Raw genomic sequence first — 24,624 nt, forward strand, 5'->3', positions numbered from 1 at the left:
TCAGAGCCCGGCCAGCGCGTGCAGCACGTCCCGGCTGTCCATCAGCAGCGCCTGCCGGACGGTCTCCCGGTCGGGCGCCACGGCCTTGCCCTCCTGGTACGAGCCCGACCAGCTCAGGTAGTACGTCAGCCCGCCGTCCCGGACGTACAGCACCTGGGTGAGGTAGTGCCAGGTCCGGTCCGAGCTGCTCCGGTCGTCCAGGTAGCCGACGTACGCCTGGTCACCCAGGTCGGGGACCTCGGTGATCAGGTACTTCCGCTGCCGCAGCCCGGACTTCTGGGCCTCGAACTCGGCCCGGGGGTTCACCTTCCGGTGCAGCTGCGCCTGCATGTAGAGCGAGGAGTGCTCGGTCTCCCCGGCGCTCTTCTTCAGGTACTGGCTGCAGTACATGTCGTCCAGCGCCGCGTGCCGGGTCGAGTAGTGGTACGGCGTGCCGGACTGCGCGGGGTAGAGCTGGGTGAAGCGGCTCAGCCGGGCGGTGGCGCAGAGGTCGTCGACCACCCGGTAGCTGCCGATCTCGGGGGCAGGGCCGTCCGGCAGGGTGACCAGGCCCGGTACGGTCAGCACCGCGACGGCCCAGATCGCCGAGGTCAGCAACGCGCTCAGGACTCCCCAGAGCAGCGGCCGGCGCCGGGGGCGGGCGGTGGCCCGGGGCGGCGGCCCGTAGGGCGGCGGGGTGGAGCGGCCAGGGAACGCCGGACCGGTGTCCGTCGGCGTCGGCAGCTGATGCGACATCTGATGAGCCCCCAACCGGGATGCGTGCTGGCCACGTCGCAGCGAACCCTATCGGTGTGCGCAAGGTGGCAGAGGGTGAGAAAACCCCCGGACAGACGCCGACAGGCGCCGTAGCCGAAGCTACGACGCCTGTCGTGTACCGCACCCGCGTGGCGAACGCAGGCCGCGTGCGGTACGGAGTTTCTTTACGCCTCACGAGTTCCGGATAGAGGGCCGGAAAGTTGACGTGAGGGCTGGTCGTCGGAGGCGGGTAGAGGGCCGCCTGGCCCGTCGACCGGGGTGGCCTGGAATCAGGCCGAGACGAGCTTGGTGACCGCGGACTTCTTGTTGGCGGCCTGGTTCTTGTGGATGATGCCCTTGCTCGCAGCCTTGTCGAGCGCCTTGGAGGCGGCCCGGGCGAGCTCGGTGGCCTTCGCGGTGTCGCCGGCAGCGGCGGCCTCGCGGGCCTTGCGCACAGCGGTCTTCAGCGAGGACTTGACGGCCTTGTTACGCAGGCGCGCCTTCTCGTTGGTCTTGTTGCGCTTGATCTGGGACTTGATGTTCGCCACGAAATAGCCTCAGTCTTGAGTCGAGATTGAACGGGTTGCACCGAGCGCGGCAGGCTGAGAGGGCATGCCGGTGCCAGGTGCAGCGGCCAACGCTACCAAAGTCGGCAGCCCCAGCCCAAACCGGCTACGCCGTGAGCAGAGCCTCGCCGTAGTGCTCGACCTCGGGGAACGGCTCGTAGAAGCGGTGCAGCAGCTCGCGCCACTGCTGGTACTCGGCCGAACCGCGGAAACCCTCGGTGTGGTCCGCCAGGGTCTCCCACTCCACCTGGAGCAGGAACCGCGAGCTCCGGCCCTGGTCCAGGCAGCGGCGCAGCTCCAGCGAGCGGAAGCCCCGCTGGACCGCGATCAGTGGCCGGGCCTCGGTGAAGGCGGCCAAAAAGTCCTCCTCCTGGCCGGGACGGACGTCGAGCAGTGCGCTTTCCAAGATCATGAGAGCTGATCCTGTCCGACCCCGGCGGACAACGGAAGAGCTGGACACCGTACTGGTCCGGGCTCGTGGGAAGATGGCAGGAACCATTTCGATCGGACGAGACCGTCCGGTCCCGGGAAGCCGCTCGGCGCCGTCAGCGTCGGGCCGGAGCGCCCGGCCCCCGGACCAACGGAGAATCGGACCAAGGTGCCCGCGACCCCCAGCAATGTGCCACAGCCCAGCCGTACCGACCCGGCGCTGATCCGCAACTTCTGCATCATCGCCCACATCGACCACGGCAAGTCCACCCTCGCCGACCGGATGCTCCAGATCACCGGCGTGGTGGACCCCCGGCAGATGCGCGCCCAGTACCTCGACCGGATGGACATCGAGCGCGAGCGCGGCATCACCATCAAGTCGCAGGCGGTCCGCCTCCCGTGGGCGCCGAAGACTGGTGAGAACACCGGCACGACCCACATCCTGAACATGATCGACACCCCGGGCCACGTGGACTTCACGTACGAGGTGTCCCGTTCGCTGGCCGCCTGCGAGGGCACCATCCTCGTGGTGGACGCCGCCCAGGGCATCGAGGCGCAGACCCTCGCCAACCTGTACCTGGCGCTGGAGAACAACCTCACGATCATCCCGGTCCTCAACAAGATCGACCTGCCGGCCGCCCAGCCGGAGAAGTACGCCGCCGAGATCGCGCACATCATCGGCTGCGAGCCGGAGGACGTCCTCAAGGTCAGCGCCAAGAGCGGCCTCGGTGTGCCGGAGCTGCTCGACCACGTGGTCGCGAAGATCCCCGCCCCGGTCGGCGTGAAGGACGCCCCGGCCCGCGCGATGATCTTCGACTCGGTCTACGACACCTACCGTGGCGTGGTCACCTACGTCCGCGTGGTCGACGGTGAGCTCACCAAGCGCGAGCGCATCCAGATGATGTCCACGGGTGCGACGCACGAGCTGCTGGAGATCGGCGTCATCTCGCCCGAGCCGAAGGTCTCGGACGGCCTCGGCGTCGGCGAGGTGGGCTACATCATCACCGGTGTGAAGGACGTCCGGCAGTCCAAGGTCGGTGACACCATCACCTCGATGCACAAGGGTGCGACCGAGGCGCTGGGCGGCTACAAGGAGCCGCGCCCGATGGTGTTCTCCGGCCTCTACCCGCTGGACGGCAGCGACTACCCGCTGCTGCGCGACGCCCTCGACAAGCTCCAGCTGAACGACGCCGCCCTGGTGTTCGAGCCGGAGACCTCGGTCGCGCTGGGCTTCGGCTACCGTTGTGGCTTCCTCGGCCTGCTGCACCTGGAGATCGTCCGGGAGCGGCTGGAGCGCGAGTTCAACCTCGACCTGATCTCCACCGCCCCGAACGTGGTCTACCGGGTGGTGATGGAGGACGGCAGCGAGCACACCGTCACCAACCCGAGCGAGTTCCCCACCGGCAAGATCTCCGAGGTGCACGAGCCGGTGGTCAAGGGTTCCATCCTGGTGCCGAACGAGTTCGTCGGCCCGGTCATGGAGCTCTGCCAGGCCCGCCGCGGCAACATGCAGGGCATGGACTACCTCTCCGAGGAGCGGGTGGAGCTGCGCTACACCCTGCCGCTCGCCGAGATCGTCTTCGACTTCTTCGACATCCTGAAGTCCAAGACCCGTGGTTACGGCTCCTTCGACTACGAGCCGATCGGCGAGCAGACGGCCGATCTGGTCAAGGTCGACATCCTGCTGCACGGTGATGCGGTCGACGCGTTCTCCGCGATCGTGCACAAGGACAAGGCGTACGGCTACGGCATCATGATGGCCGGCAAGCTGCAGAAGCTGATCCCGCGTCAGCAGTTCGAGGTGCCGATCCAGGCGGCCATCGGCTCCCGGGTGATCGCCCGTGAGACGGTCCGCGCGATCCGCAAGGACGTCCTCGCCAAGTGCTACGGCGGTGACATCTCGCGTAAGCGGAAGCTGCTGGAGAAGCAGAAGGAGGGCAAGAAGCGGATGAAGATGGTCGGCCGGGTGGAGGTCCCGCAGGAGGCCTTCATCGCCGCGCTGTCCACCGACGCGGATGCTCCCAAGGGCGAGAAGAAGTAGCCCGTACGCCGAAGGGCCCGGTCCACGAGGACCGGGCCCTTCGGCGTACCGTCAGCGCAGCTGCCACAGGACGCCGGTGACGATGAGGCTCTTCACCAGCCGCGCTGCGGTCCCGGTCAGGGCGCTCGGCTTCATCGAGTCGTCCTTGCGGACCATCTGGACCAGGCCGTCCTTGCGGCCCAGGCTCAGGCAGTGCACCACGTAGCCGTAGTGGAACGGCTTGTCGGTCTTCCCGGTGAGCAGCTTGCCCAGGTAGAGGCCCATCGGCTGGGCGGTGGCGCAGCTCATCCGCAGCTCGCCGACGCCCTCGACCACGACCTGGGCCGCGTCGCCGATCACGTACACGTCGGGGTGGCTGACCGAGCGCAGGTGGCCGTCCACCACCGCGCGGCCGTCGGGGGTGACGGTCAGCCCGGCCTCGGCGGCCAGCTCGCGCGGTTCCATCGAGGCGGCCCAGCCGACCAGGTCGGCGTCGATGGTGCCCTGGTCGGTACGGAGCCCGGCCTCGGTCACGGCGGTGACGGCCGACTGGTCGTGCACCTGGACCCCGAGACGCCCGAACACCTTCCGGATGTGGGCCTGGCCCTTGGCCGAGAGCCAACCGCCGACCTGGCCGGCCGCCACGATCCGGACCTGCCAGGCGGGGTGCGCCTCGGCCAGCTCGGCGGCCATCTCGATACCGGTCGGGCCGCCGCCGACCACCGCGACGGTGCCGGGCTTCGCGGCGGTGCGCATCCGCTCGGCCAGTTCGGCAGCCCGCTCGGCGGGGTAGGCGTGCTCGGCCGCGCCGGGGATGCCGTGCAGCGCGGTGCGGCTGCCCAGCGCGTACACCAGGGTGTCGTAGCTCAGCGCCTCGCCGGAGTCCAGGAAGACCTTGTGCCCGGCCAGGTCGATCTCGGTGACCCGGGCCTGGCGGTGGGTCACCTGACGGCCCCGCACCACCTCGGCCAGGGCCGGACGGTGCTCGGGCAGCCCGGCCGCGGCCTCGTGCTGGCGGACCCGGTGCAGGAACCGGCTCTCCGGCGCGACCAGGGTGACCCGGTGCTGCTTGCCGATCCGGGTGGCCGCCGCCAGGCCCGCGTAGCCGGCGCCGATCACGACGATGTGCTGCTGCTGACCGGTCATCTCGTCCTCCTGCGAAGCGTGTGTGCTGCTTTCGGAAGGTGGACGACGCAGCCGGTCAGCTTGTGACAGTGAGCTGGGTCACATGGGTCAGCTTCTCCGGATTGAGCGCCACGTACGCCGCGGTGATCCGCCCGTCGGTCACCTGGAAGGCCAGCACACCGGCGATCCGGCCCTCGGCGTCGTGCCAGGCCAGGCCCGCTTCGCCGTTCACCAGGACGGGGCTGGTGAAGTAGCCGCTGTCCGGGCCGAGCCACTTGGTGGTCAGGCCGCGCACCAGGCGGGAGACCTTGTCGGCGCCGAGTACCGCGCGGGCGCCGGCCGTGACCACGCCGCCGCCGTCGGAGTGCCAGACCACGTCCGGGTCCAGCACGGCGAGCAGCCCCTGGATGTCGCCCTCGGCGGCGGCCGCCGCGAAGGCGTGCACCACCTGGCGGTGCGCCGCCGGATCGACCCGGCCCCGGTGGCCGCGCTCGCGGACCCGGCGGCGGGCCCGGGAGGCCAACTGCCGGGCGGCGTCCGGGGTGCGGTCCAGCGAGCAGGCGATCTCCTCGAAGCCGACCGCGAACACGTCGTGCAGCACGAAGGCGGTCCGCTCGGCCGGGGTGAGCTCCTCCAGCACCGCGAGCAGCGCGATCGACACCTCGTCGCCGAGCTCGGCGATCCGGTCGGGGGTGCTCTCCTCGGCGACCAGCGGCTCGGGCAGCCATTCGCCGTAGTACGCCTCGCGGCGCACCCGGGCCGAGCCCAGCTGGTCGTAGCAGAGCCGGGTGACGACGGTGGTCAGGTACGCACGCGGCTCGTCGACCGTGCTCCGCTCGGTGGAGCGCCAGCGCAGCCACGCCTCCTGCAGCACGTCCTCGGCGTCGGTCACCGAACCGAGCAGCCGGTAGGCCACCGAGCCCAGGTAGCGCCGCAGCGACTCGAAGACATCCACCCCTGATGCGTCGTCAATCACGACCGGAACCGTACCCGATCAGTGCGTGGCCGATGCCAGCAGACGCCGCAGCAGGTCGTCCAGGGTGGCCCGCTCCTCGGGGGAGAGCACGGCGAGCGTCTCCTCGTAGATCGCCACCCCGGGGTCGACGGCGCGGTCCACCAGCGCCAGCCCCTCCGGGGTGAGGGTGATCCGCAGGCCCCGGCGGTCGTGCGGGTCGGGGGAGCGGGTGATCAGGCCGGCCCGCTCCAGCTTGTCCAGCCGCCCGGTCATCCCGCCGGTGGTGAGCATCAGAGTGGCCGTCAGCTCACGGGGCGAGAGCGTGTACGGGGCGCCGGAGCGGCGCAGGGTGCCGATCACGTCGAACTCGCCCTTGGCGATGCCGTGTGCCGCATGGGCCTGACCGAGCCGGTCGGTCATGGTGCGGGAGATCCGGAAGATCCGGCCGAAGACGGCCATCGCCTCGGTGGGGAGGTCGGGGCGGACCTCGTTCCACTGGCCGGTGATGGCGTCCACGGCGTCGGGGCGAGGGGTGCTGTCCATGGGGAAAGTCTGGCACAGAGTGGCTTGCCCAGAAGTAGCTTGCCAGAAAGTAGCTTAGTGCTAAGTTATCTCCATGCCTCCTGCCACCCTTGGTCTGACCGCCCTCGCCCCGCTCGCCTGGGGCACCACCTATCTGGTCACCACCGAGTACCTGCCGGCCGACCGTCCGCTGCTCACCGCCACCCTGCGCGCGCTGCCCGCCGGGCTGGTCCTGCTGGCCGCCGCCCGGCGGCTCCCGAAGGGCGCCTGGTGGTGGAAGGTGGCCGTGCTCGGGACACTGAACATCGGGATCTTCCTGGCCCTGCTCTTCGTCGCCGCGTACCGCCTGCCCGGGGGAGTGGCGGGCGTGCTGGGTGCGATCCAGCCGCTGCTGGCGGCCGGCCTGGCGATCCCGCTGCTCGGTGAACGGCCCGGCGGCCGGGCGCTGCTGGCCGGCCTGGCGGGGGTGTTCGGGGTCTCCCTGGTGGTACTCAGGGCCACCGCGCAGCTGGACACGGTCGGCGTCCTGGCCGGTCTCGCGGGCGCCGCCTGCATGGCGCTGGGGACGGTCCTCACCAAGCGCTGGGGGCGCCCCGAGGGCGTCGGCCCGCTGGCCATGACGGGCTGGCAGCTGACGGTGGGCGGGCTGCTGCTGCTCCCGGTCGCGTTGCTCGCCGAGGGCATGCCGCCCGCGATGACCGGCACCAACCTGCTCGGCTACGGCTACCTCGCCGTCGTCAACACCGCCGTCGCGTACTGGCTCTGGTTCCGCGGCATCGGCAGGCTGCCCGCCTCCTCGGTCGCCTTCCTCGGCCTGCTCAGCCCGGTCTCCGCCGCCGCCCTAGGCTGGCTCGCCCTCGGTCAGTCCCTGACGCCCCTTCAACTCCTGGGCATGGCCATCGCCCTGGGCGGCACGGCAGTGGGAGCGCTGGGCACTCGCGGACGGAAGCCGGTGGCTCGGGCGCTGCGCTCCGGGCATCAGCCATCAGGGGCTCGGGGAACTGCGACGCCGACCTCGGAAAAGGTCACGCGCACGTAGGTGGTCAGGCACTTTCGCGGTGAACCCGCACGCCAGATCTCCTCGCAGTTCCCCGAGCCCCTCGATAGTGCAACCTTGGGCCCTGCAAAAAAGCTGAGCCTCCGTCAGTCGACCTCGGCCACTGCCTCGGTGAACTGGGCCGCGTACAGCCGCGCGTAGGCGCCCTTCGCGGCGATCAGCTCCTCGTGCGACCCCTGCTCCACGATCGAGCCGTCCTCCATCACCAGGATCACGTCCGCGTCCCGGATGGTGGAGAGCCGGTGCGCGATCACGAAGCTGGTGCGGCCGCTGCGCAGCCGGGCCATCGCCCGCTGGATCAGCACCTCGGTCCGGGTGTCCACCGAGGAGGTGGCCTCGTCCAGCACCAGGATGGACGGCTGCGCCAGGAAGGCCCGGGCGATGGTGATCAGCTGCTTCTCGCCCGCGCTGACCCCGGTGCCCTCGTCGTCGATCCGGGTGTCGTAGCCGTCCGGCAGGGTTCGTACGAAACGGTCCACGTGCGCGGCCTTCGCCGCCTCGACCACGGCCTCCCGGGACGCGCCCTCGGCCCCGTACGCGATGTTCTCCGCGATGGTGCCGCCGAACAGCCAGGTGTCCTGGAGCACCATGCCGATGCCTGCCCGGAGTTCCTCCCGGGACATCGCCGCGATGTCCACGCCGTCCAGGGTGATCCGGCCGCTGGTGGTCTCGTAGAACCGCATCAGCAGGTTGACCAGGGTGGTCTTGCCCGCGCCGGTCGGGCCGACGATGGCGACCGTGTGGCCGGGCTCGACCTTCAGGGACAGGTCGTCGATCAGCGGCTTCTCCGGGTCGTACCGGAACGAGACGCCGTCGAAGGAGACCAGGCCGCGCAGCTCCTCGGGCCGCTCGGGGGCGATCGGCTCGGCCGACTGCTCGGGGGCGTCCAGGAGTTCGAAGACCCGCTCGGCCGAGGCGACGCCGGACTGCACCAGGTTGGCCATGCTGGCGACCTGGGTGAGCGGCTGGCTGAACTGCCGGGAGTACTGGATGAACGCCTGCACGTCACCGATGGACAGCGCGCCGCTGGCCACCCGCAGACCGCCGACCACCGCGACCAGTACGTAGTTGAGGTTGCCGATCAGCATCATCGCGGGCTGGATGATGCCCGAGATGAACTGGGCCTTGAAGCTCGACGCGTACAGCGCCTCGTTCTCCACCCGGAAGGTCTCGGCGGCCTCCTGCTGCCGGCCGAAGACCTTCACCAGGGCGTGCCCGGTGTACATCTCCTCGATGTGCGCGTTCAGCGTGCCGGTGGTCTTCCACTGGGCGATGAACTGCGGCTGGGCCCGCTTGCCGACCTTGGTGGCGACCACCACCGAGACCGGGACGGAGATCAGCGCGATCACCGCGAGCAGCGGGGAGATCCAGAACATCATCGCCAGCACACCGACGATGGTGAGCAGTGAGTTCACCACCTGGCCCATGGTCTGCTGCATGGACTGGCCGATGTTGTCGATGTCGTTGGTGACCCGGCTGAGCACCTCGCCGCGGGACTGCCGGTCGAAGTAACTCAGCGGCAGCCGGGACAGCTTGGCCTCCACGTCCTCGCGCAGCCGGTAGACCGCCCGGTTGATCGCGGTGGCGGCCAGCCGGCCCTGCAGGATGCCGAACACGGCGGAGCCGACGTAGAGCAGCAGGGTCCAGAACAGCACGGTGCCGATCGCGTCGAAGTCCATCCCCTGGCCGGGGACGAAGTCGACCGCGCCGAGCAGGTCGGCGACGCCGCCCTGGCCGCTCGCCCGCAGGCTGTCGAGCACCTGGGCCTTGTCCACGCCGGCCTGGGTCTGCTGGCCCACCACGCCCGCGAAGATCAGGTCGGTGGCATGGCCGAGCACCAGGGGGCCGGTCACCGCGAGGCCGATGCTGAGCACACCGAGCGTCAGCACGCCGGTCAGCAGCCGGCGTTCGGGGCGGAGCATGCCGAGCAGGCGCTTGGAGGAGACCTTGAAGTCGAGCGACTTCTCGGTGGCCTGCCCGCCCATGAACCGGCCGGGACCGGCCGGTCCGCGCCGGGCGGCGGCGGCCTGGGAGTTCTCCACCTGGGGCTTCTTCGGGGTGGCCCCGCGGTCCGAGGTACTCATGCCGCCTCCTGCTCGGTGAGCTGGGAGAGCACGATCTCCCGGTATGTCGGGTTGTCGGCCATCAGCTCGTGGTGGGTGCCGCTGCCGACCACGGCGCCCTCGTCCAGCACCACGATCCGGTCGGCCTCCCGGATGGTGGAGACCCGCTGCGCCACGATCAGCACCGCGGCCTCGGCGGTCTCCCGGGCCAGCGCCTTGCGCAGTCTGGCGTCGGTCGCATAGTCGAGCGCGGAGAACGAGTCGTCGAACAGGTACACCTGCGGACGGCTGACCAGCGCGCGGGCGATCGCCAGCCGCTGGCGCTGACCGCCCGAGACGTTCGTACCGCCCTGGGAGATCGGGGCGTCCAGGCCCTCGGCCAGTTGCTCGACGAACTCCTTGGCCTGGGCCACCTCCAGCGCGTGCCAGAGCTCCTCGTCGGTGGCGTCCGGCTTGCCGTAGCGCAGGTTGCTGGCCACCGTGCCGGAGAACAGGTACGGCTTCTGCGGGACCAGGCCGACCGTGTCGGCGATCACCACCGGGTCGAGCTCGCGGACGTTCACCCCGCCCAGCAGCACCTGGCCGCCGGTGGCGTCGAACAGCCGGGGCACCAGGCCGAGCAGGGTGGACTTGCCGCTGCCGGTGGAGCCGATCACGGCGGTGGTCTGACCGGGCCGGGCGACCAGGTCGATGCCGCGCAGCACCGGGGCCTCGGCGCCCGGGTAGCGGAACTCGACCGCGCGCAGCTCCAGCTGACCGCGGGTCAGCAGCTCGGTGACCGGGTCGGTGGGCGGGACCACGCTGCTGTCGGTGGCCAGCACCTCCTGGATCCGCTCGGCGCAGACCTCGGCGCGCGGCACCATCATGAACATGAAGGTGGCCATCATGACGCTCATCAGGATCTGCATCAGGTAGGAGATGAAGGCGGTCAGCGCGCCGATCTCCATCTCGCCGGAGTCGATCCGGTGCGCGCCGAACCAGATCACCGCGACGCTGGAGACGTTCACCACGAACATCACGCTGGGGAACATGAAGGACAGCATCCGGCCGACCTTGAGCGAGACGTCGGTCAGGTCGCTGTTGGCACCGGCGAAACGATCCTGTTCGTGACGGTCCTTCACGAAGGCCCGGATCACCCGGATACCGGTGATCTGCTCGCGCAGCACCCGGTTCACCGTGTCGACCCGAGTCTGCATGATGCGGAACTGCGGCCGCAGCCGGCGCACCAGCGTGATCACCACGGCGCCCAGGACCGGCACCACGACCAGCAGCAGCGCGGACAGCGGCACGTCCTGGTTGAGCGCCATCAGGATGCCGCCGAAGCACATGATCGGCGCCGCCACCATCAGCGTGAAGCCCATCAGCACCAGCATCTGGACCTGCTGGACGTCGTTGGTGGTGCGGGTGATCAGCGAGGGAGCGCCGAAGGAGTTCAGCTCCCGGGCGGAGAAGCTCTGCACCCGGTCGAAGACGGCGGCCCGGATGTCCCGGCCGATCGCCATCGCGGTCCTGGCACCGTAGTAGACGGCGGCGACCGAGCAGATCGCCTGCACCACGGTGACGCCGATCATCACCCCGCCGAGAGCCAGGATGTGTCCGGTGTCACCCTTCACCACACCGTTGTCGATGATGTCGGCGTTCAGGGCGGGCAGATAGAGCGCTGCGATGGTGGAGACGAGCTGGAGCAGCACCAGCAGAGTGATGGGTCGGGAGTACGGGCCCAGATGAGCCCGCAGAAGTTTGATCAGCACCGTGACACTTTCGTTGTCGGCCGGGGGAGTCGCACCTCATTTTCGGGGTTCCGGCGCGCCGTGTGGGGGTTTACGGTGGCTCGACCTAGCGGTTTTGTACTGTCTTTGCACAGCGCGGCGGCCCGGGTGCCAGCTCACTTCACCCCCTTACGGATCGGCCGCCGAGCCCCTAGGCTGCTGATTGCCAGCTTGTTACTCGCTGGTTAACCAACAGCCGGTAGGCAGGCCCCCCACGCCACCGCGCTCCACCCTCGGCCACCCGCGCCCCCCGGAGGTCCTCGTTGAGTTCCGCGCAGTCCACGATCGACCGGCGTCCGCCCTCGGTGGCCCACCTCTTCCTGAGCCGCGTCGAGGCCACCCCGAATGGTGAGGCCTACCGGTTCCCCGTCCCCGTGGACGAGCACGCAGCGGACGGCGCCCCCGGCGCCGAGCAGTGGCGCTCGCTGACCTGGGCTCAGGCCGCGGAGCGGGTCACGGCGGTGGCGGCCGGTCTGATGTCGCTCGGCATCGGTCCCGAGGACCGGGTCGCGCTCTCCTCCTCCACCCGGATCGACTGGATCGTCGCCGACCTCGGCAACATGTGCGCCGGTGCGGCGACCACCACGGTCTACCCGAGCACCAACGCCGAGGAGACCGCCTTCATCCTGGCGAACTCGGCCAGCCGCGCGATGTTCGCGGAGAACGCCGCCCAGCTCGCCAAGGTGGTCTCCCGCCGGGCCGAGCTGCCCGAGCTGCGCACCGTGATCCTGTTCGACGCCGCACCGGCCGACCAGGAGACCGGCGGCCTCGAGGTGCTCTCGCTGGCCGAGCTGGAGCAGCGCGGCGCCGCGCACCTGGCCGAGCACCCGGACGCGGTGACCAAGGCGGTCGAGGCGCTCGACCGCGAGCAGCTGGCCACCTTGATATACACCTCGGGCACCACCGGCCGCCCCAAGGGCGTCCGCCTGGTGCACGACTGCTGGGCGTACGAGGGCGTGGCCCAGCAGGAGAGCGGTCTGCTCCGCGCGGACGACGTGCAGTTCATGTGGCTGCCGCTGTCGCACGTGTTCGGCAAGACCCTGATCTCGGGTCAGATCGCCACCGGTCACGTGATGGCGGTGGACGGCCGGGTGGACCGGATCATCCACAACCTCCCGGTGATCCGGCCGACCATGATGGCCAGCGCCCCCCGGATCTTCGAGAAGGTCTACAACGGCATCGCCGGCAAGGCCAGGGCCGCGGGCGGCGCCAAGTACAAGATCTTCCTCTGGGCCGCCAAGGTGGCCCGGGACTACGCCCGGATCACCCAGGCCAACCGGATCGCCACCGGGCAGAACACCGCCCCGCTCGGTCTGACGATCCAGCACACGATCGCCGACAAGCTGGTCTACGCGAAGATCCGGGCGGCCTTCGGCGGCCGGATGCGCGGCGCGGTCTCCGGCAGCGCCGCACTGGCCCCCGAGATCGGCTACTTCTTCGCCGGCGCGGGTGTGCCGGTGCTGGAGGGCTACGGCCTGACCGAGACCAGCGCGGGCTCCACGGTCAACCGCGAGGAGGACTTCCGGGTCGGCACCGTCGGGCAGCCGCTGCCCGGCACCGAGGTCCGGATCGCCGAGGACGGCGAGATCCTGCTCAAGGGCCCCGGCGTGATGCGCGGCTACCACAACCTGCCCGAGCAGACCGAGGAGGTGCTGGAGGCCGACGGCTGGTTCCACACCGGCGACATCGGCGAGCTGGACGGCGGTTTCCTGCGGATCACCGACCGCAAGAAGGACATGTTCAAGACCTCGGGCGGCAAGTACGTCGCGCCCAGCGAGGTGGAGGGCAAGTTCAAGGCGGTCTGCCCGTTCGTCAGCAACATCCTGGTGATCGGCAACGGCCGCAACTTCTGCACCGCGCTGATCGGCCTGGACGAAGCGGTGATCATGCCGTGGGCCGCCGAGCACGGCCTGGCGGGCAAGTCCTACGCCGAGGTGGTGGCCTCCCCGGAGGTGCACCAGCTGATCGACGGCTTCGTGCAGCGCCTCAACGGCGAGCTGCAGCGCTGGCAGACCGTCAAGAAGTTCAGCCTGCTCCCGCGTGACCTGGACATCGAGCACGGCGAGCTGACCCCGAGCCTGAAGATCAAGCGCCCGGTGGTCGAGCGGACCTACGCCGACGCGGTCACCGAGATGTACGCGGGCACCGTCGAGGCGTGATCATCGTTGTCCGGTACGGCTCACTCGGGTCGTACCGGACAATGGGTGTATGCCCTCCGCACTTCCCGACGGTGAACCGCTGCCGTCCGACGGTTCGCTGCCCGCCTCCGCCCTCGAAGGGCTCGGCGGGCGGCCGTTCGGTTTCTACCTGCACGTGCCGTACTGCGCCAGCCGCTGCGGCTACTGCGACTTCAACACCTACACCGCGACCGAGCTGCGCTCCTCCGGTGCAGTGGCCTCCCAGGAGACCTACGCCGACAACCTGGTGGCCGAGATCCGGCTGGCCCGCCGGGTGCTCGGGGACGTCGACCTACCGGTCGAGACGGTCTTCCTCGGCGGCGGCACCCCGACCCTGCTGCCCGCCGCCGATCTGGTGAAGGCACTGGCCGCGATCCGGAACGAGTTCGGCCTGGCCCCCGGCGCCGAGGTGTCCACCGAGGCCAACCCGGAGTCGGTCGACCCGGCCTACCTGGCCGAGCTGCGCGCGGGCGGTTTCAACCGGCTCTCGTTCGGGATGCAGAGCGCCAAGCCGCACGTACTCCAGCTGCTGGACCGGCACCACACCCCCGGCCGCCCGGAGGCCTGCGTCGCCGAGGCCCGCGCGGAGGGCTTCGAGCACGTCAACCTGGACCTGATCTACGGCACCCCGGGCGAGTCCGACGACGACTGGCGGGCCTCGCTGGACGCCGCGATCGGCGCCGGGCCCGACCACGTCTCGGCGTACTCGCTGATCGTCGAGGACGGCACCAAGCTGGCCGCCCGGGTCAAGCGCGGCGAGCTGCCGATGATCGACGACGACGTGCACGCCGACCGCTACCTGATCGCCGAGGAGGCGCTCTCCGCGGCCGGCTTCTCCTGGTACGAGGTCTCCAACTGGGCCACCTCCGAGGCCAGCCGCTGCCGCCACAACGAGCTCTACTGGACCGGCGCCGACTGGTGGGGCGCAGGCCCGGGCGCCCACAGCCACGTCGGCGGGGTCCGCTGGTGGAACGCCAAGCACCCCGCCGCGTACGCCCAGGCGCTGGCCGAGCAGCGCACCCCGGGGCAGGGCCGCGAGGTGCTCCCCGAGGAGGACCGCCGGGTCGAACGCATCCTGCTGGAGCTCCGCCTGCGCGAGGGCTGCCCGCTCGGGTTGCTGACCGCTGACGGCCTGCGCGCCGCCGAACGGGCGCTGGCCGACGGCCTGTTGGACGAGGCCGCGTACGCCGACGGACGGGCCGCACTGACCCTGCGGGGGCGGCTGCTGGCCGACGGCGTGGTCCGCGACCTGGTGGACTGAGCGCCGTTACCCGGGCAGTGTGACGAAGTCGATCAGCTCCTCGACCCGGCCCAGCAGGGCCGGGTCGAGGTCGCGGTAGGAGTCGACCGAGGCGAGGATGCGCTTCCAGGCGGCGGGGGTGTCCTCGGGCCAGCCGAGGCGGCGGCAGACGCCGAGTTTCCACTCCTCGCCGCGCGGGACGTCGGGCCAGCCGGGGATGCCGACGCTGCTGGGCTTCACGGCGGCCCAGACGTCGATGTAGGGGTGACCGACGATCAGGACCTCGGAACCGGTCACCTGCTGGGCGATCCGGTGTTCCTTGGTGCCGGGCAGCAGGTGGTCGACCAGGACGCCCAGCCGGCGGCCCGGGCCGGGGCCGAACTCGGCGACGATGGCGGGCAGGTCGTCGATGCCCTCCAGGTACTCCACCACCACGCCCTCGATCCGCAGGTCGTCGCCCCAGACCCGCTCGACCAGCTCGGCGTCGTGCCGGCCCTCGACGTAGATCCGCGACTCCCGGGCCACCCGGGCCCGGGCACCGGGCACCGCGACCGAACCGGAGGCGGTCAGCTTGGTACGGGTCGGGGAGGCGGCGGTCGGCCGGACCAGCGTCACGACCTGACCCTCCAGCAGGAACCCGCGCGGCACCAGCGGGAACACCCGGTGCTTGCCGAACCGGTCCTCCAGCGTGACGGTGAACCCCTCCGCCGTCCGCTCGCAGCGCACCACCGCCCCGCAGAAGCCGGTGGCCGCCTCCTCCACCACCAGGTCCCGCTCGGCCGCCACCTCGGGGGCGGGCTGCTGCCGCTTCCACGGCGGGGTCAGATCCGGGCCGTACTCCCTGCTGCGCATTCCACCGAGTCTACGAGACGAACAGCTGCCCACCTGGGCACGAGCCACCAACTGCCTTGTGACAGGGTGCGGGTGACTACGAATCTGGTGGGAGAATGGTGCGCGCACGTCCTGTAGTGGTGGCCATGGCCGCTCTGGCGGTCCTCGGTACGTCGGCTTGCTCCGCCGACTCGTCCGCCCACCCGGCGGAGGTGGCGGCGTCCGCCCGGGTGCCGCTGCAGGATCGGCTGCGGAGCGGCCTGCTGACGCAGGACCGGCTCCCGGAGGGTTTCGAGCTGCTGTCGGCGCAGGTCGACTCGACGACCACCGGTGCTCCACACCTACCCGCCTCCACCGTCTCCCTCGCGCAGATGCCGTGCTCCGAACTCGGCGTCGAGTCCTTCATGACGCGTCACGCCCCTCCCCTGGAGGACGTGGCGGTCGGCCTGGAGCGGCATCCGCCGGACCTGGCCGACGAGGGCTGGTTCGGGCAGGAGGTGCTCGACCGCTACGCACCCGGCCGGGCGGCCGAGGTGATGGCCGCCATCCGCGGTGCCGCGCAGCGCTGTGCCTCCTACACCAGCACGCTCTCGGACGGCACCCGGGTCCAGGACGTCGTGTCGGTGGCGGCGGCCGGGGTGCCGGCCGACGACAGCCTGGTGCTCCGGATCACCTCGGACTACCCCGGCCAGTCCGACCCGTTCGTCACCGAGACCGCCTTCGCACGCGAGGGCGACGTGATCCTGATGGTGCAGAAGGTGGTCGCACAGAAGTCGTCGCCCGACATGGAGGCGGTCCTCGCCCCCGCCGTGGCGGCCTACCGCGCGGCCGCAGCGGGCTGATCCCCGGGGGTCAGAGCCCCGGCGCGCCCCAGACCGGGAACCAGCGGGTGAGGTCCTGCTCCACCCGCAGGTCGTTGCCGAGCATCGCCTTGACCTGGAGTTCCAGCGGGTTGTCGCGCTTCTCGCCGGGGAGCGGGGCGAACGGGTAGAAGGTGCCGCGCTTGTAGAGGTAGACCAGACCGAGCGGGCGGTCGGCCGCGTTGCGGAAGCCGACGATGGAGCAGAGCAGCTGGGGGCCGAAGCCGTTCGCCTCCAGTTCGCTGTTCACCGCGTGCAGGTCGTTGACCAGGGCGGGGAGCTCTTCGGGCGGGTGCCGGGCGAGCAGCCAGGAGTAGCCGTACGAGTCCTGCGAGACCTCGACCGGGATGCCGCCCCGCTCGGTGTCGGCGTCCAGCAGGGCCCGGATCTGGGCGGCGACCTCGGTGAAGGCGGCGCCCTCGACGGCGGCGAAGCAGACCGAGCCGAAGCCGGTCGGGCGGAAGCCGGCGGCGGCCTCCAGGGTGAGGGCGGCGGAGGGCACGCCGAAGAGCTGGTCGAGGTCGGGCCTGACCGGCTTGCTGCGGCCGAAGAGGGCGTTCAGGAATCCCATGGCGTCGGTGGCTCCTCAGCGGCCGAGCTCGGCGGAGATCCGGCCGAGCTGCTCCAGCCGCTGCTCCAGCGACGGGTGAGTGGACATCAGCTGGCTCGCGGCCTGCCGGGCGCTCAGCGCCGGGGCGAAGTAGAAGGCGTTGTACGGCTGCGCCCGGCGCAGGTCCTCGCTCGGGATGGCGGCGATCTGGCCGGTCACCTTGGTCAGCGCGGAGGCCAGTGCGCTGGGCCGTCCGGTGAGCTGGGCGGCGGCCCGGTCGGCGGCCAGCTCGCGGTAGCGGGAGAGCAGCCGGGTGAGCAGGAAGCTGGCGCCGTACACGATCATGCTGACCAGCGGGACCAGGATCATCGCGAGCGCCGCGTTGCTGTCGTTGCTGCTGCGGCCGCGCCCGTTCATCATGCCGCTGTACAGCGCGATCCGGGTGATCGCTCCGGCCAGTACGCCGAGGAAGCCGGCGATGGTCATCACCGCCACGTCCCGGTGCGCGACGTGCGAGAGCTCGTGCGCGAGCACGCCCTCCAGCTCCTCCGGCTCCAGCCGCCGGAGCAATCCGGTGGTGACGCAGACCACGGAGCGTTGGGGGTTGCGGCCGGTGGCGAAGGCGTTCGGCATGTCGGTGTCGGTGACCGCCACCCGGGGTTTGGGCATGTCGGCCAGTGCGCACAACCGGTCGATGGTGCCGTGCAGTTGCGGGTACTCCTCGGGGGTGACCTCGTGGGCGCCCATCGCCCGCTGGGTGATCTTGTCGCTGAACCAGAACTGGGCCACGAACAGCCCGCCGGAGATCAGGACGACCAGCGGCCAGGCCCCGCGGAACAGCACTATCAGCAGTCCGGTGAAGCCGACGTAGAGCAGTCCGATGACGAACATCGTGGTGACCATCCGACCGGTCAGCCCCCGGTCGGGTGCGAAGCGGGAGTGCTGGCCTGGCGACATGGCTGCTCCTTATGTCCTGATCTGTCGCTTTCGATGCTGCCACTTGCCGAGGGCAATCGGCGGGCGCCACGGGTGGGAGGTGGCTGAGACAGGGAGAAGGATCACCAGGCGGCGCCGTTCCTGCCGCGGAGGTCGGGCCTTACACTGGCAGGTACTGTCCTGGCACTCTGCCCAGCTGAGTGCCAGGGGACGGATCAGGTCAGACGGATCAGGTCAGGACGAAGCGAAGACGGAGGTGCGTGGCCATGTACAGCGAGCGGCCGTTGGACGACCGCAAGCTCGCGGTGCTGCGCGCGATCGTCCAGGACTACGTCGGCACCGAGGAGCCGGTCGGCTCCAAAGCCCTGGTCGAGCGGCACAACCTCGGCGTCTCCCCGGCCACCGTGCGCAATGACATGGCGGCTCTGGAGGAGGACGGCTACATCCACCAGCCGCACACCAGTGCGGGCCGGATCCCCACCGACAAGGGGTACCGGCTGTTCGTCGACCGGCTGGCCGAGGTCAAGCCGATGACCGCCCCCGAGCGCCGGGCGATCCGGCACTTCCTGGACGGCGCGGTCGACCTGGACGACACGGTGGCCCGTACGGTCCGGCTGCTCGCGCAGCTGACCCGCCAGGTCGCGGTGGTCCAGTACCCCTCGCTGTCCCGTTCGACGGTGCGTCACGTCGAGCTGGTGGCGCTGGCTCCGGCCAAGGTGATGCTGGTCCTGATCACCAACACCGGCCGGGTCGAGCAGCGGATGGTCGACTGCCCCGGGACGGTCGGCGAGACGGTGCTGGCCGACCTGCGGGCCAAGCTCAACACCCAGGCGGTCGGTCGGCCGCTGCCCGAGGTGCCCGGTCTGCTGGAGGACCTGCCGGCGGCTTTCGAGCCCGCCGACCGGCCCACCGTCAGCACCGTGCTGGCCACCCTCTTCGAGACCCTGGCCGAGCAGAACGAGGAGCGGATCATGCTGGCCGGTACGGCCAACCTGACCCGCTTCGGCCACGACTTCCCGCTCACCATCCAGCCGGTGCTGGAGGCCCTGGAGGAGCAGGTCGTCCTGCTCCGTCTCCTGGGTGAGACGGCGGACGCGGGGATGACGGTCCGGATCGGTCACGAGAACGCCTACGAGGGGCTCAATTCCACCTCTGTCGTCTCGGTCGGCTACGGTTCGGGCGATCAGAGTGTCGCGAAGCTGGGCGTGATCGGACCGACCCGGATGGACTACCCGGGCACAATGGGGGCGGTGCGAGCGGTGGCACGGTACGTGGGTCAGATCCTGGCCGAGTCCTAACCGAGTAACAGAGCACTGTCAGACCAGTCGCAGCACTTCTAGAGGCGGAACAAGCGGAGCATTTGGTGGCCACGGACTACTACGCGGTACTCGGCGTCCGACGGGATGCGGGGCAGGACGAGATCAAGAAGGCGTTCCGACGCCTTGCCCGCGAACTGCACCCGGACGTCAACCCGGACCCGAAGACGCAGGAGCGGTTCAAGGAGATCAACGCCGCCTACGAGGTGTTGTCCGACCCGGCCAAGCGCCAGGTCTACGACCTCGGCGGCGACCCCCTGTCGCCCAACGGTGGCGGTGCGGGCGGCTTCGGCGCGGGCGCGGCGGGCTTCGGCTTCTCCGACATCATGGACGCGTTCTTCGGCGCGGCCTCCGGTCAGCGCGGCCCGCGCTCGCGCACCAGGCGCGGCCAGGACGCGATGATCCGGCTGGAGATCACCCTGGAGGAGGCCGCGTTCGGCACCACCAAGGAACTCCAGGTGGACACCGCCGTCACCTGTACCACCTGCTCCGGCGAGGGCGCGGCCCCCGGCACCTCGGCGCAGACCTGTGACATGTGCCGCGGCAAGGGCGAGGTCTCCCAGGTCACCCGGTCCTTCCTGGGCCAGGTCATGACCTCGCGGCCCTGCCCGCAGTGCCAGGGTTTCGGCACCGTGGTCCCGACCCCGTGCCCCGAGTGCGCGGGCGACGGCCGGGTCCGGGCCCGTCGCACCCTGACGGTGAAGATCCCGGCGGGTGTCGACAACGGCACCCGGATCCAGCTCGCGGGCGAGGGCGAGGTCGGCCCCGGCGGCGGCCCCGCCGGCGACCTGTACGTGGAGATCGCCGAGACCAACCACCCGACCTTCCAGCGGCGCGGGGACGACCTGCACTGCACGGTCACCATCCCGATGACCGCGGCCTCGCTCGGCACCCAGGTGCCGCTGCAGACCCTGGACGGCCTGGAGGAGGTCGACATCCGGCCCGGCACCCAGTCCGGCCAGTCGATCCCGCTGCACGGCCGGGGCATCACGCATCTGCGCGGCGGCGGGCGTGGCGACCTGATAGTGCATGTCGAGGTGCAGACGCCCACCAAGCTCGACCCCGAGATGGAGGACCTGCTCCGCCGCCTCGCGGTGCTGCGCGGTGAGGAGCGGCCCTCCGGGACCTTCGCACCGGGGCAGCAGGGTCTGTTCTCCCGTCTGAAGGACGCGTTCAACGGCCGCTGAGCCGGTCCGGTTCAGGAAAGTACGAAGGTAAGGCAAGCGCATGACCGCCCCCGTGTTCGTCGTGGAGACCGACCGTCTCGCCGGGATCGCCCCCGGCGGTGTGGTCCGGCTGGACGGGCCCGAGGGGCGGCATGCGGCCGCCGTGAAGCGGCTGGAGCCGGGCGAGGCCCTCACCCTGGCGGACGGCCTCGGCCTCGGCGTCGAGGGCACCGTGGCGGCCGTGCACGGCAAGGACGCGCTGGACGTCACCGTGCTGAGCGTCCGTCAGGAGCCCGCCCCCACACCCCGGATCATCGTCGTGCAGGCCCTCCCCAAGGGCGACCGCGGCGAGCTCGCGGTGGAGACCATGACCGAGGTCGGGGTCGACGTGGTGATCCCCTGGGCCGCCTCCCGCTGCATCACCCAGTGGAAGGGCGACCGGGGCGCCAAGGCGCTCGCCAAGTGGCGGGCCACCGCCCGGGAGGCGGGCAAGCAGTCCCGCCGCCTGCGCTTCCCGGAGATCCGGGAGCTGATGACGACGCGTCAGCTCGCCCCGGTGCTGGCCTCGGCGGCCTTCGCCGCCGTGCTGCACGAGGAGGGCTCCGCCCCGCTCGCCACCGCACCGCTGCCCGAGACCGGCGACCTGATCCTGATCGTCGGCCCCGAGGGCGGGGTCTCCCCGGACGAACTCGCGGCCTTCGCCGAAGCGGGGGCCGCCCCGCACCGGCTCGGTCCCTCCGTGCTGCGCACCTCCACGGCGGGCGTGGCGGCGGGGGCCCTGCTCCTTGGACGCACCAACCGCTGGACATAGGTAGTGGCACACGCCAGGGGCTCGGGGCTCTGCTGATGTGCGGCTCCGCCGCGTGGGCGACGCCGACCTCCGGAGCGTTGCACCTGCGGACATGGTCAGGCACTTTCGCAGTGATACCCGCCAGCCACGAACCGTCGCCGTTCCTCGAGCCCCTGGATAGTGCAACTAACCCGTGTGCGGAAGCGCCCGCGCTGCATAAAGTGACGCAGTGACCACCTCTGCGAGCGCGTATCTGCGCCATCCCCACCTGCACGGCGACCTGGTGACCTTCGTCGCCGAGGACGACATCTGGCTCGCGCCGCTGGACGGCGGACGGGCCTGGCGGCTGACGGCCGATCAGGTGCCGGTCAGTCACCCGAGGTTCGCGCCGGACGGGCGGCACGTCGCCTGGACCTCGACCCGGGACGGTGCGCCGGAGATCCACGTGGCGCCCACCGACGGCGGCCAGGCCCGCCGGCTGACGTACTGGGGCGCGCCGAAGACCAGGCTGCGGGGCTGGACCGAGGACGGCCGCCCGGTCGCGGTCTCCAGCGCCGGGCAGGCGACCCCGCGCCGCAGCTGGGCGTTCGCCGTCCCGCTGGACGGCGGCGAGCCGACCAGGCTGCCGTACGGGCCGATCGGCGGCCTGGCGCAGGAGCCGGACGGCGACCGCACGCTGCTGCTCGCCCCGCTGGGCACCGAGCCCGCGTACTGGAAGCGCTACCGGGGTGGCACAGCGGGCAAGTTGTGGATCGGCGAGCGCGAGTTCGAGCGGGTGCACGCCGGGCTTGACGGCAACATCGACTCGCCGCTCTGGGTCGGCGGCCGGATCGCCTTCCTCTCCGACCACGAGGGCATCGGGCAGCTGTACTCCAGCCTCCCGGACGGCACCGACCTGCGGCGGCACAGCAGCGGGGAGTTCTACGCCAGGAACGCCACCACCGACGGCACCCGGATCGTCTGGCACAGCGCCGGCGACCTGTGGATCCTGGACGACCTGGCGGGCGCCGAGCCGCGCCGGCTGGAGATCATGCTCGCGGGCCCCCGGACGGGCCGTCAGCCCCGGCCGACCTCGGCCACCGGCCAGCTGGAGACCGTCTCGCCGGACCGGACCGGCCGGGCCAGCGCCGTGGTGGTGCGCGGCAGCGTGCACTGGCTGACCCACCAGGAGGGCCCGGCCCGGGTGCTCGCCGAGACCCCGGGCGTCCGCCACCGGCTGGCCCGGATCGTGCCTGGTCAGGACGGTGCGCAGGGTGCGGTGTGGATCACCGACGCCGAGGGCGACGACGCGGTGGAGTACGCCCCCGCCGTGCTCGGCACCGAGCGCCGCCGACTGGCCGCAGGGCAGCTCGGCCGGGTGCTCGGCCTGGCCGTCTCGCCGGACGGCGGAACGCTGGCGCTGGCCTCGCACGACGGCCGGGTACTGCTGCTCACACTGGCCGACGGCACCCTGCACCAGCTGGCCAGGAGCGGCCACGGCGAGGTCTCCGGGCTGGCCTTCTCGCCGGACTCGCGGTGGCTGGCCTGGTCCCAGCCGACCCTGAACTCGGAGTCGCTGCGCCAGATCATGCTGGCCGGCCTGACGGACCGTACGGTCGCCGAGGCCACCCCGCAGCGCTTCCTGGACTACTCGCCCGCCTTCACGGCGGACGGCAAGCACCTGGCCTTCCTGTCGGTGCGCAACTTCGACCCGGTCTACGACGCGCACGTCTTCGACCTGTCCTTCCCGACCGGCGCCCGGCCGTTCCTGATCACGCTGGCGGCCGACACCCCGTCACCGTTCGGCCCGCAGCGGGCCGGTCGCTCGCTCGGCGGCGAGGACGAGGAGCCGAAGAAGAAGGACGAGGACGCGGCGGAGGAGCCCACCGCCCCGGAGACCCGGGTGGACCTGGACGGGATCGCCGACCGGATCATCCCGTTCCCGGTCGAGGGCGGGCAGTTCGGCAGCCTGCGGGCGGCCAAGGACGGCGTGCTGTGGACCAGGCACCCGCTGTTCGGCATGCTCGGTGACAACGCCGCCTCGCTGGAGGACGAGCACCCGCGCCCGGCGCTGGAGCGGTTCGACTTCAAGAAGCTCAAGGTCGAGCAACTGGTCGAGGCGCTGGACGACTTCCGGGTCAGCGGCGACGGCAGCCGGATCGCGGTCTTCGACGAGGGCGGTCTGCGCGTTCTCCCGGCGGACCACAAGGCCGGTGACGACGACGATCTGACGGTCGATCTGGACCGGATCAGGGCGGTCGTGGACCCGACCGCCGAGTGGCGGCAGATGTTCGACGAGAACGGCCGCCTGATGCGGGACAACTTCTGGCGGGCCGACCTCGGCGGCTTCGACTGGGCCGGTGCGCTGGCCAGGTACCGGCCGCTGGTGGACCGCGCGGGCACCCACGACGACCTGGTCGACGTGCTCTGGGAGACGGTCGGCGAGCTGGGCACCTCGCACGCGTACGTGATGCCGCCCGGGCGGGGCACCGAGGCGGCGCGTCGGCAGGGCCTGCTCGGCGCCGACCTGGTGCGGGACGGCGAGGTCTGGCGGGTGGCCCGGGTGCTGCCCGGCGAGTCCTCCGACCCGCGGGCCCGCTCGCCGCTGGCCGCGCCCGGTGCGGCGGTCCGGGCCGGGGACGCGGTCCTGGCGGTGAACGGCCGCCCGGTTGACCCGGTGACCGGTCCGGCCCCGCTGCTCGCGGGCACGGCCGGCCAGCCGGTCGAGCTGACCGTCGCGGGCAAGGACGGCGCGGAGCGCCACCCGGTGATCGTGCCGCTGGCCGACGAGGAGGCGCTGCGCTACCACGACTGGGTGGCCGGGCGCCGGGCGGCCGTCCGGGAGCTGTCCGCCGGGCGGCTCGGGTACCTGCACATCCCGGACATGCAGAGCGTCGGCTGGGCCCAGCTGCACCGTGACCTGCGGGTCGAGATGTCGAAGGAGGGCGTGCTGGTCGACCTCCGGGAGAACCGGGGCGGCCACACCTCGCAGCTGATCATCGAGAAGCTCAGCCGGAAGATCGTCGGCTGGGACGTGGGCCGCGACCTGGACGGCGCCGCCCCGTACCCGGCGGACGCCCCGCGCGGCCCGGTGGTCGCGCTGGCCGACGAGTTCGCCGGCTCGGACGGTGACATCGTGAACGCCGCCATCCAGGCCCTGAAGATCGGCCCGGTGGTCGGCACCAGGACCTGGGGCGGCGTGGTCGGGATCGACGGCAAGTACAGCCTGGTCGACGGCACCGGCGTCACCCAGCCCAAGTACGCCTTCTGGCTGGAGGGTTACGACTGGGGCGTGGAGAACCACGGCATCGACCCGGACGTCGAGGTGGTGATCGCCCCGCATCAGTGGGCCAACGGCGAGGACCCGCAGCTCGCCGAGGGAGTCCGGATCGCGCTGGCCGCGCTGGCCGAGACCCCGGCGGTCACCGGGCCGGAGCTCACCGGGCCGGAGCTGTAAGGCCGTCAGGGGGCGGCCCGGCGCCGGGCCGCCCCCTGATAGACCGTCTCGGTTAGGCTGCGGCGGGTAGTGACGATCACC

Annotated in this window: 20 protein-coding genes; 9 read left to right on the plus strand and 11 right to left on the minus strand. The window is 71.2% G+C overall.

Annotated features, from left to right (window positions below; translation table 11 throughout):
- The 3 genes from ASC99_RS31785 to ASC99_RS31795 all read right to left on the minus strand — a co-directional run bounded on the left by ASC99_RS31785 (nt 1) and on the right by ASC99_RS31795 (nt 1,713).
- Nucleotides 1-735, minus strand: coding sequence for a hypothetical protein (locus ASC99_RS31785; RefSeq protein WP_057238596.1), 735 nt, complete (start codon nt 733-735; stop codon nt 1-3).
- Nucleotides 736-1,025: 290 nt separating this feature from the next.
- Complete coding sequence (rpsT, locus tag ASC99_RS31790; RefSeq protein ID WP_057238597.1) at nt 1,026-1,283, minus strand: 30S ribosomal protein S20; 258 nt, start codon at nt 1,281-1,283, stop codon at nt 1,026-1,028.
- A 124-nt stretch (nt 1,284-1,407) separates the two neighbouring features.
- Nucleotides 1,408-1,713 (minus strand): antibiotic biosynthesis monooxygenase, encoded by a 306-nt coding sequence (locus tag ASC99_RS31795; RefSeq protein WP_057238599.1) that lies wholly within the window; start codon nt 1,711-1,713, stop codon nt 1,408-1,410.
- Nucleotides 1,714-1,899: 186 nt separating this feature from the next.
- Here ASC99_RS31795 and lepA point away from each other — a divergent pair, with 186 nt between their 5' ends.
- Nucleotides 1,900-3,771 carry a translation elongation factor 4 gene (gene lepA / locus ASC99_RS31800; RefSeq protein ID WP_082598799.1) on the plus strand — a complete coding sequence of 624 codons (1,872 nt, stop codon included), beginning with the start codon at nt 1,900-1,902 and terminating at the stop codon, nt 3,769-3,771.
- A 51-nt stretch (nt 3,772-3,822) separates the two neighbouring features.
- Here the strand turns inward: lepA and ASC99_RS31805 are convergent, their stop codons facing one another.
- From ASC99_RS31805 to ASC99_RS31815, 3 genes are read right to left on the minus strand one after another with little or no spacing between them, the layout of a single operon-like run.
- On the minus strand, nt 3,823-4,896 hold the full coding sequence (locus ASC99_RS31805; protein ID WP_057238602.1) for an NAD(P)/FAD-dependent oxidoreductase: 1,074 nt from the start codon (nt 4,894-4,896) through the stop codon (nt 3,823-3,825).
- Between the two features lie 55 nt (nt 4,897-4,951).
- Nucleotides 4,952-5,851 (minus strand): RNA polymerase sigma factor SigJ, encoded by a 900-nt coding sequence (sigJ, locus tag ASC99_RS31810; protein ID WP_235502867.1) that lies wholly within the window; start codon nt 5,849-5,851, stop codon nt 4,952-4,954.
- An 18-nt stretch (nt 5,852-5,869) separates the two neighbouring features.
- Nucleotides 5,870-6,373 (minus strand): MarR family winged helix-turn-helix transcriptional regulator, encoded by a 504-nt coding sequence (locus ASC99_RS31815; RefSeq protein ID WP_057238603.1) that lies wholly within the window; start codon nt 6,371-6,373, stop codon nt 5,870-5,872.
- A gap of 73 nt (nt 6,374-6,446) precedes the next feature.
- Here ASC99_RS31815 and ASC99_RS31820 point away from each other — a divergent pair, with 73 nt between their 5' ends.
- A complete protein-coding gene (locus tag ASC99_RS31820; RefSeq protein ID WP_057238604.1) occupies nt 6,447-7,391 on the plus strand; it encodes an EamA family transporter in 945 nt (314 codons plus the stop codon).
- A gap of 104 nt (nt 7,392-7,495) precedes the next feature.
- Here the strand turns inward: ASC99_RS31820 and ASC99_RS31825 are convergent, their stop codons facing one another.
- Together ASC99_RS31825 and ASC99_RS31830 are read right to left on the minus strand one after the other, a co-directional pair.
- Nucleotides 7,496-9,493, minus strand: coding sequence for an ABC transporter ATP-binding protein (locus tag ASC99_RS31825; protein WP_057238606.1), 1,998 nt, complete (start codon nt 9,491-9,493; stop codon nt 7,496-7,498).
- Nucleotides 9,490-11,223 carry an ABC transporter ATP-binding protein gene (locus tag ASC99_RS31830; RefSeq protein WP_057238608.1) on the minus strand — a complete coding sequence of 578 codons (1,734 nt, stop codon included), beginning with the start codon at nt 11,221-11,223 and terminating at the stop codon, nt 9,490-9,492. Before ASC99_RS31830 ends, ASC99_RS31825 begins: the two co-directional genes overlap by 4 nt.
- 281 nt (nt 11,224-11,504) lie before the next feature.
- On the opposite strand from ASC99_RS31830, the gene ASC99_RS31835 reads away from it, so the two are divergent.
- Nucleotides 11,505-13,400 (plus strand): long-chain fatty acid--CoA ligase, encoded by a 1,896-nt coding sequence (locus ASC99_RS31835; protein WP_057238610.1) that lies wholly within the window; start codon nt 11,505-11,507, stop codon nt 13,398-13,400.
- Nucleotides 13,401-13,449: 49 nt separating this feature from the next.
- A complete protein-coding gene (gene hemW / locus ASC99_RS31840) occupies nt 13,450-14,679 on the plus strand; it encodes a radical SAM family heme chaperone HemW (protein WP_057238611.1) in 1,230 nt (409 codons plus the stop codon).
- 6 nt (nt 14,680-14,685) lie between these two features.
- Here the strand turns inward: hemW and ASC99_RS31845 are convergent, their stop codons facing one another.
- Complete coding sequence (locus ASC99_RS31845; RefSeq protein WP_057238612.1) at nt 14,686-15,510, minus strand: DUF3097 domain-containing protein; 825 nt, start codon at nt 15,508-15,510, stop codon at nt 14,686-14,688.
- A 125-nt stretch (nt 15,511-15,635) separates the two neighbouring features.
- Between ASC99_RS31845 and ASC99_RS31850 the strand changes: the two genes are divergently transcribed.
- Complete coding sequence (locus ASC99_RS31850) at nt 15,636-16,331, plus strand: hypothetical protein (RefSeq protein WP_057241193.1); 696 nt, start codon at nt 15,636-15,638, stop codon at nt 16,329-16,331.
- Nucleotides 16,332-16,341: 10 nt separating this feature from the next.
- Here the strand turns inward: ASC99_RS31850 and ASC99_RS31855 are convergent, their stop codons facing one another.
- Nucleotides 16,342-16,920 carry a hypothetical protein gene (locus ASC99_RS31855; protein ID WP_057238615.1) on the minus strand — a complete coding sequence of 193 codons (579 nt, stop codon included), beginning with the start codon at nt 16,918-16,920 and terminating at the stop codon, nt 16,342-16,344.
- 15 nt (nt 16,921-16,935) lie between these two features.
- A complete protein-coding gene (gene htpX / locus ASC99_RS31860) occupies nt 16,936-17,856 on the minus strand; it encodes a zinc metalloprotease HtpX (protein WP_057238616.1) in 921 nt (306 codons plus the stop codon).
- Nucleotides 17,857-18,101: 245 nt separating this feature from the next.
- On the opposite strand from htpX, the gene hrcA reads away from it, so the two are divergent.
- The 4 genes from hrcA to ASC99_RS31880 all read left to right on the plus strand — a co-directional run bounded on the left by hrcA (nt 18,102) and on the right by ASC99_RS31880 (nt 24,543).
- A complete protein-coding gene (gene hrcA / locus ASC99_RS31865; RefSeq protein WP_057238618.1) occupies nt 18,102-19,133 on the plus strand; it encodes a heat-inducible transcriptional repressor HrcA in 1,032 nt (343 codons plus the stop codon).
- A gap of 65 nt (nt 19,134-19,198) precedes the next feature.
- Nucleotides 19,199-20,338, plus strand: a complete 1,140-nt coding sequence (dnaJ, locus tag ASC99_RS31870; protein WP_057238619.1) for a molecular chaperone DnaJ — start codon at nt 19,199-19,201, stop codon at nt 20,336-20,338.
- Nucleotides 20,339-20,378: 40 nt separating this feature from the next.
- Nucleotides 20,379-21,128: a 16S rRNA (uracil(1498)-N(3))-methyltransferase gene (locus tag ASC99_RS31875; protein WP_057238620.1), complete on the plus strand. Its 750-nt coding sequence runs from the start codon at nt 20,379-20,381 to the stop codon at nt 21,126-21,128.
- A gap of 208 nt (nt 21,129-21,336) precedes the next feature.
- Nucleotides 21,337-24,543, plus strand: a complete 3,207-nt coding sequence (locus ASC99_RS31880) for a S41 family peptidase (protein ID WP_057238623.1) — start codon at nt 21,337-21,339, stop codon at nt 24,541-24,543.
- Nucleotides 24,544-24,624: the final 81 nt, after the last annotated feature.

The organism is Kitasatospora sp. Root107 (assembly GCF_001424875.1).
Classification (GTDB): Bacteria; Actinomycetota; Actinomycetes; order Streptomycetales; family Streptomycetaceae; genus Kitasatospora.

Coding starts and splice junctions, on each gene's coding strand:
- ASC99_RS31825 (WP_057238606.1), bottom strand. CDS start 9,493: ATGAGTACCTCGGACCGCGGGGCCACCCCGAAGAAGCCCCAGGTGGAG.
- ASC99_RS31855 (WP_057238615.1), bottom strand. CDS start 16,920: ATGGGATTCCTGAACGCCCTCTTCGGCCGCAGCAAGCCGGTCAGGCCC.
- hrcA (WP_057238618.1), top strand. CDS start 18,102: ATGTACAGCGAGCGGCCGTTGGACGACCGCAAGCTCGCGGTGCTGCGC.
- ASC99_RS31850 (WP_057241193.1), top strand. CDS start 15,636: ATGGCCGCTCTGGCGGTCCTCGGTACGTCGGCTTGCTCCGCCGACTCG.
- ASC99_RS31845 (WP_057238612.1), bottom strand. CDS start 15,510: ATGCGCAGCAGGGAGTACGGCCCGGATCTGACCCCGCCGTGGAAGCGG.
- hemW (WP_057238611.1), top strand. CDS start 13,450: ATGCCCTCCGCACTTCCCGACGGTGAACCGCTGCCGTCCGACGGTTCG.
- ASC99_RS31805 (WP_057238602.1), bottom strand. CDS start 4,896: ATGACCGGTCAGCAGCAGCACATCGTCGTGATCGGCGCCGGCTACGCG.
- ASC99_RS31785 (WP_057238596.1), bottom strand. CDS start 735: ATGTCGCATCAGCTGCCGACGCCGACGGACACCGGTCCGGCGTTCCCT.
- ASC99_RS31795 (WP_057238599.1), bottom strand. CDS start 1,713: ATGATCTTGGAAAGCGCACTGCTCGACGTCCGTCCCGGCCAGGAGGAG.
- ASC99_RS31820 (WP_057238604.1), top strand. CDS start 6,447: ATGCCTCCTGCCACCCTTGGTCTGACCGCCCTCGCCCCGCTCGCCTGG.
- ASC99_RS31875 (WP_057238620.1), top strand. CDS start 20,379: ATGACCGCCCCCGTGTTCGTCGTGGAGACCGACCGTCTCGCCGGGATC.
- htpX (WP_057238616.1), bottom strand. CDS start 17,856: ATGTCGCCAGGCCAGCACTCCCGCTTCGCACCCGACCGGGGGCTGACC.
- ASC99_RS31815 (WP_057238603.1), bottom strand. CDS start 6,373: ATGGACAGCACCCCTCGCCCCGACGCCGTGGACGCCATCACCGGCCAG.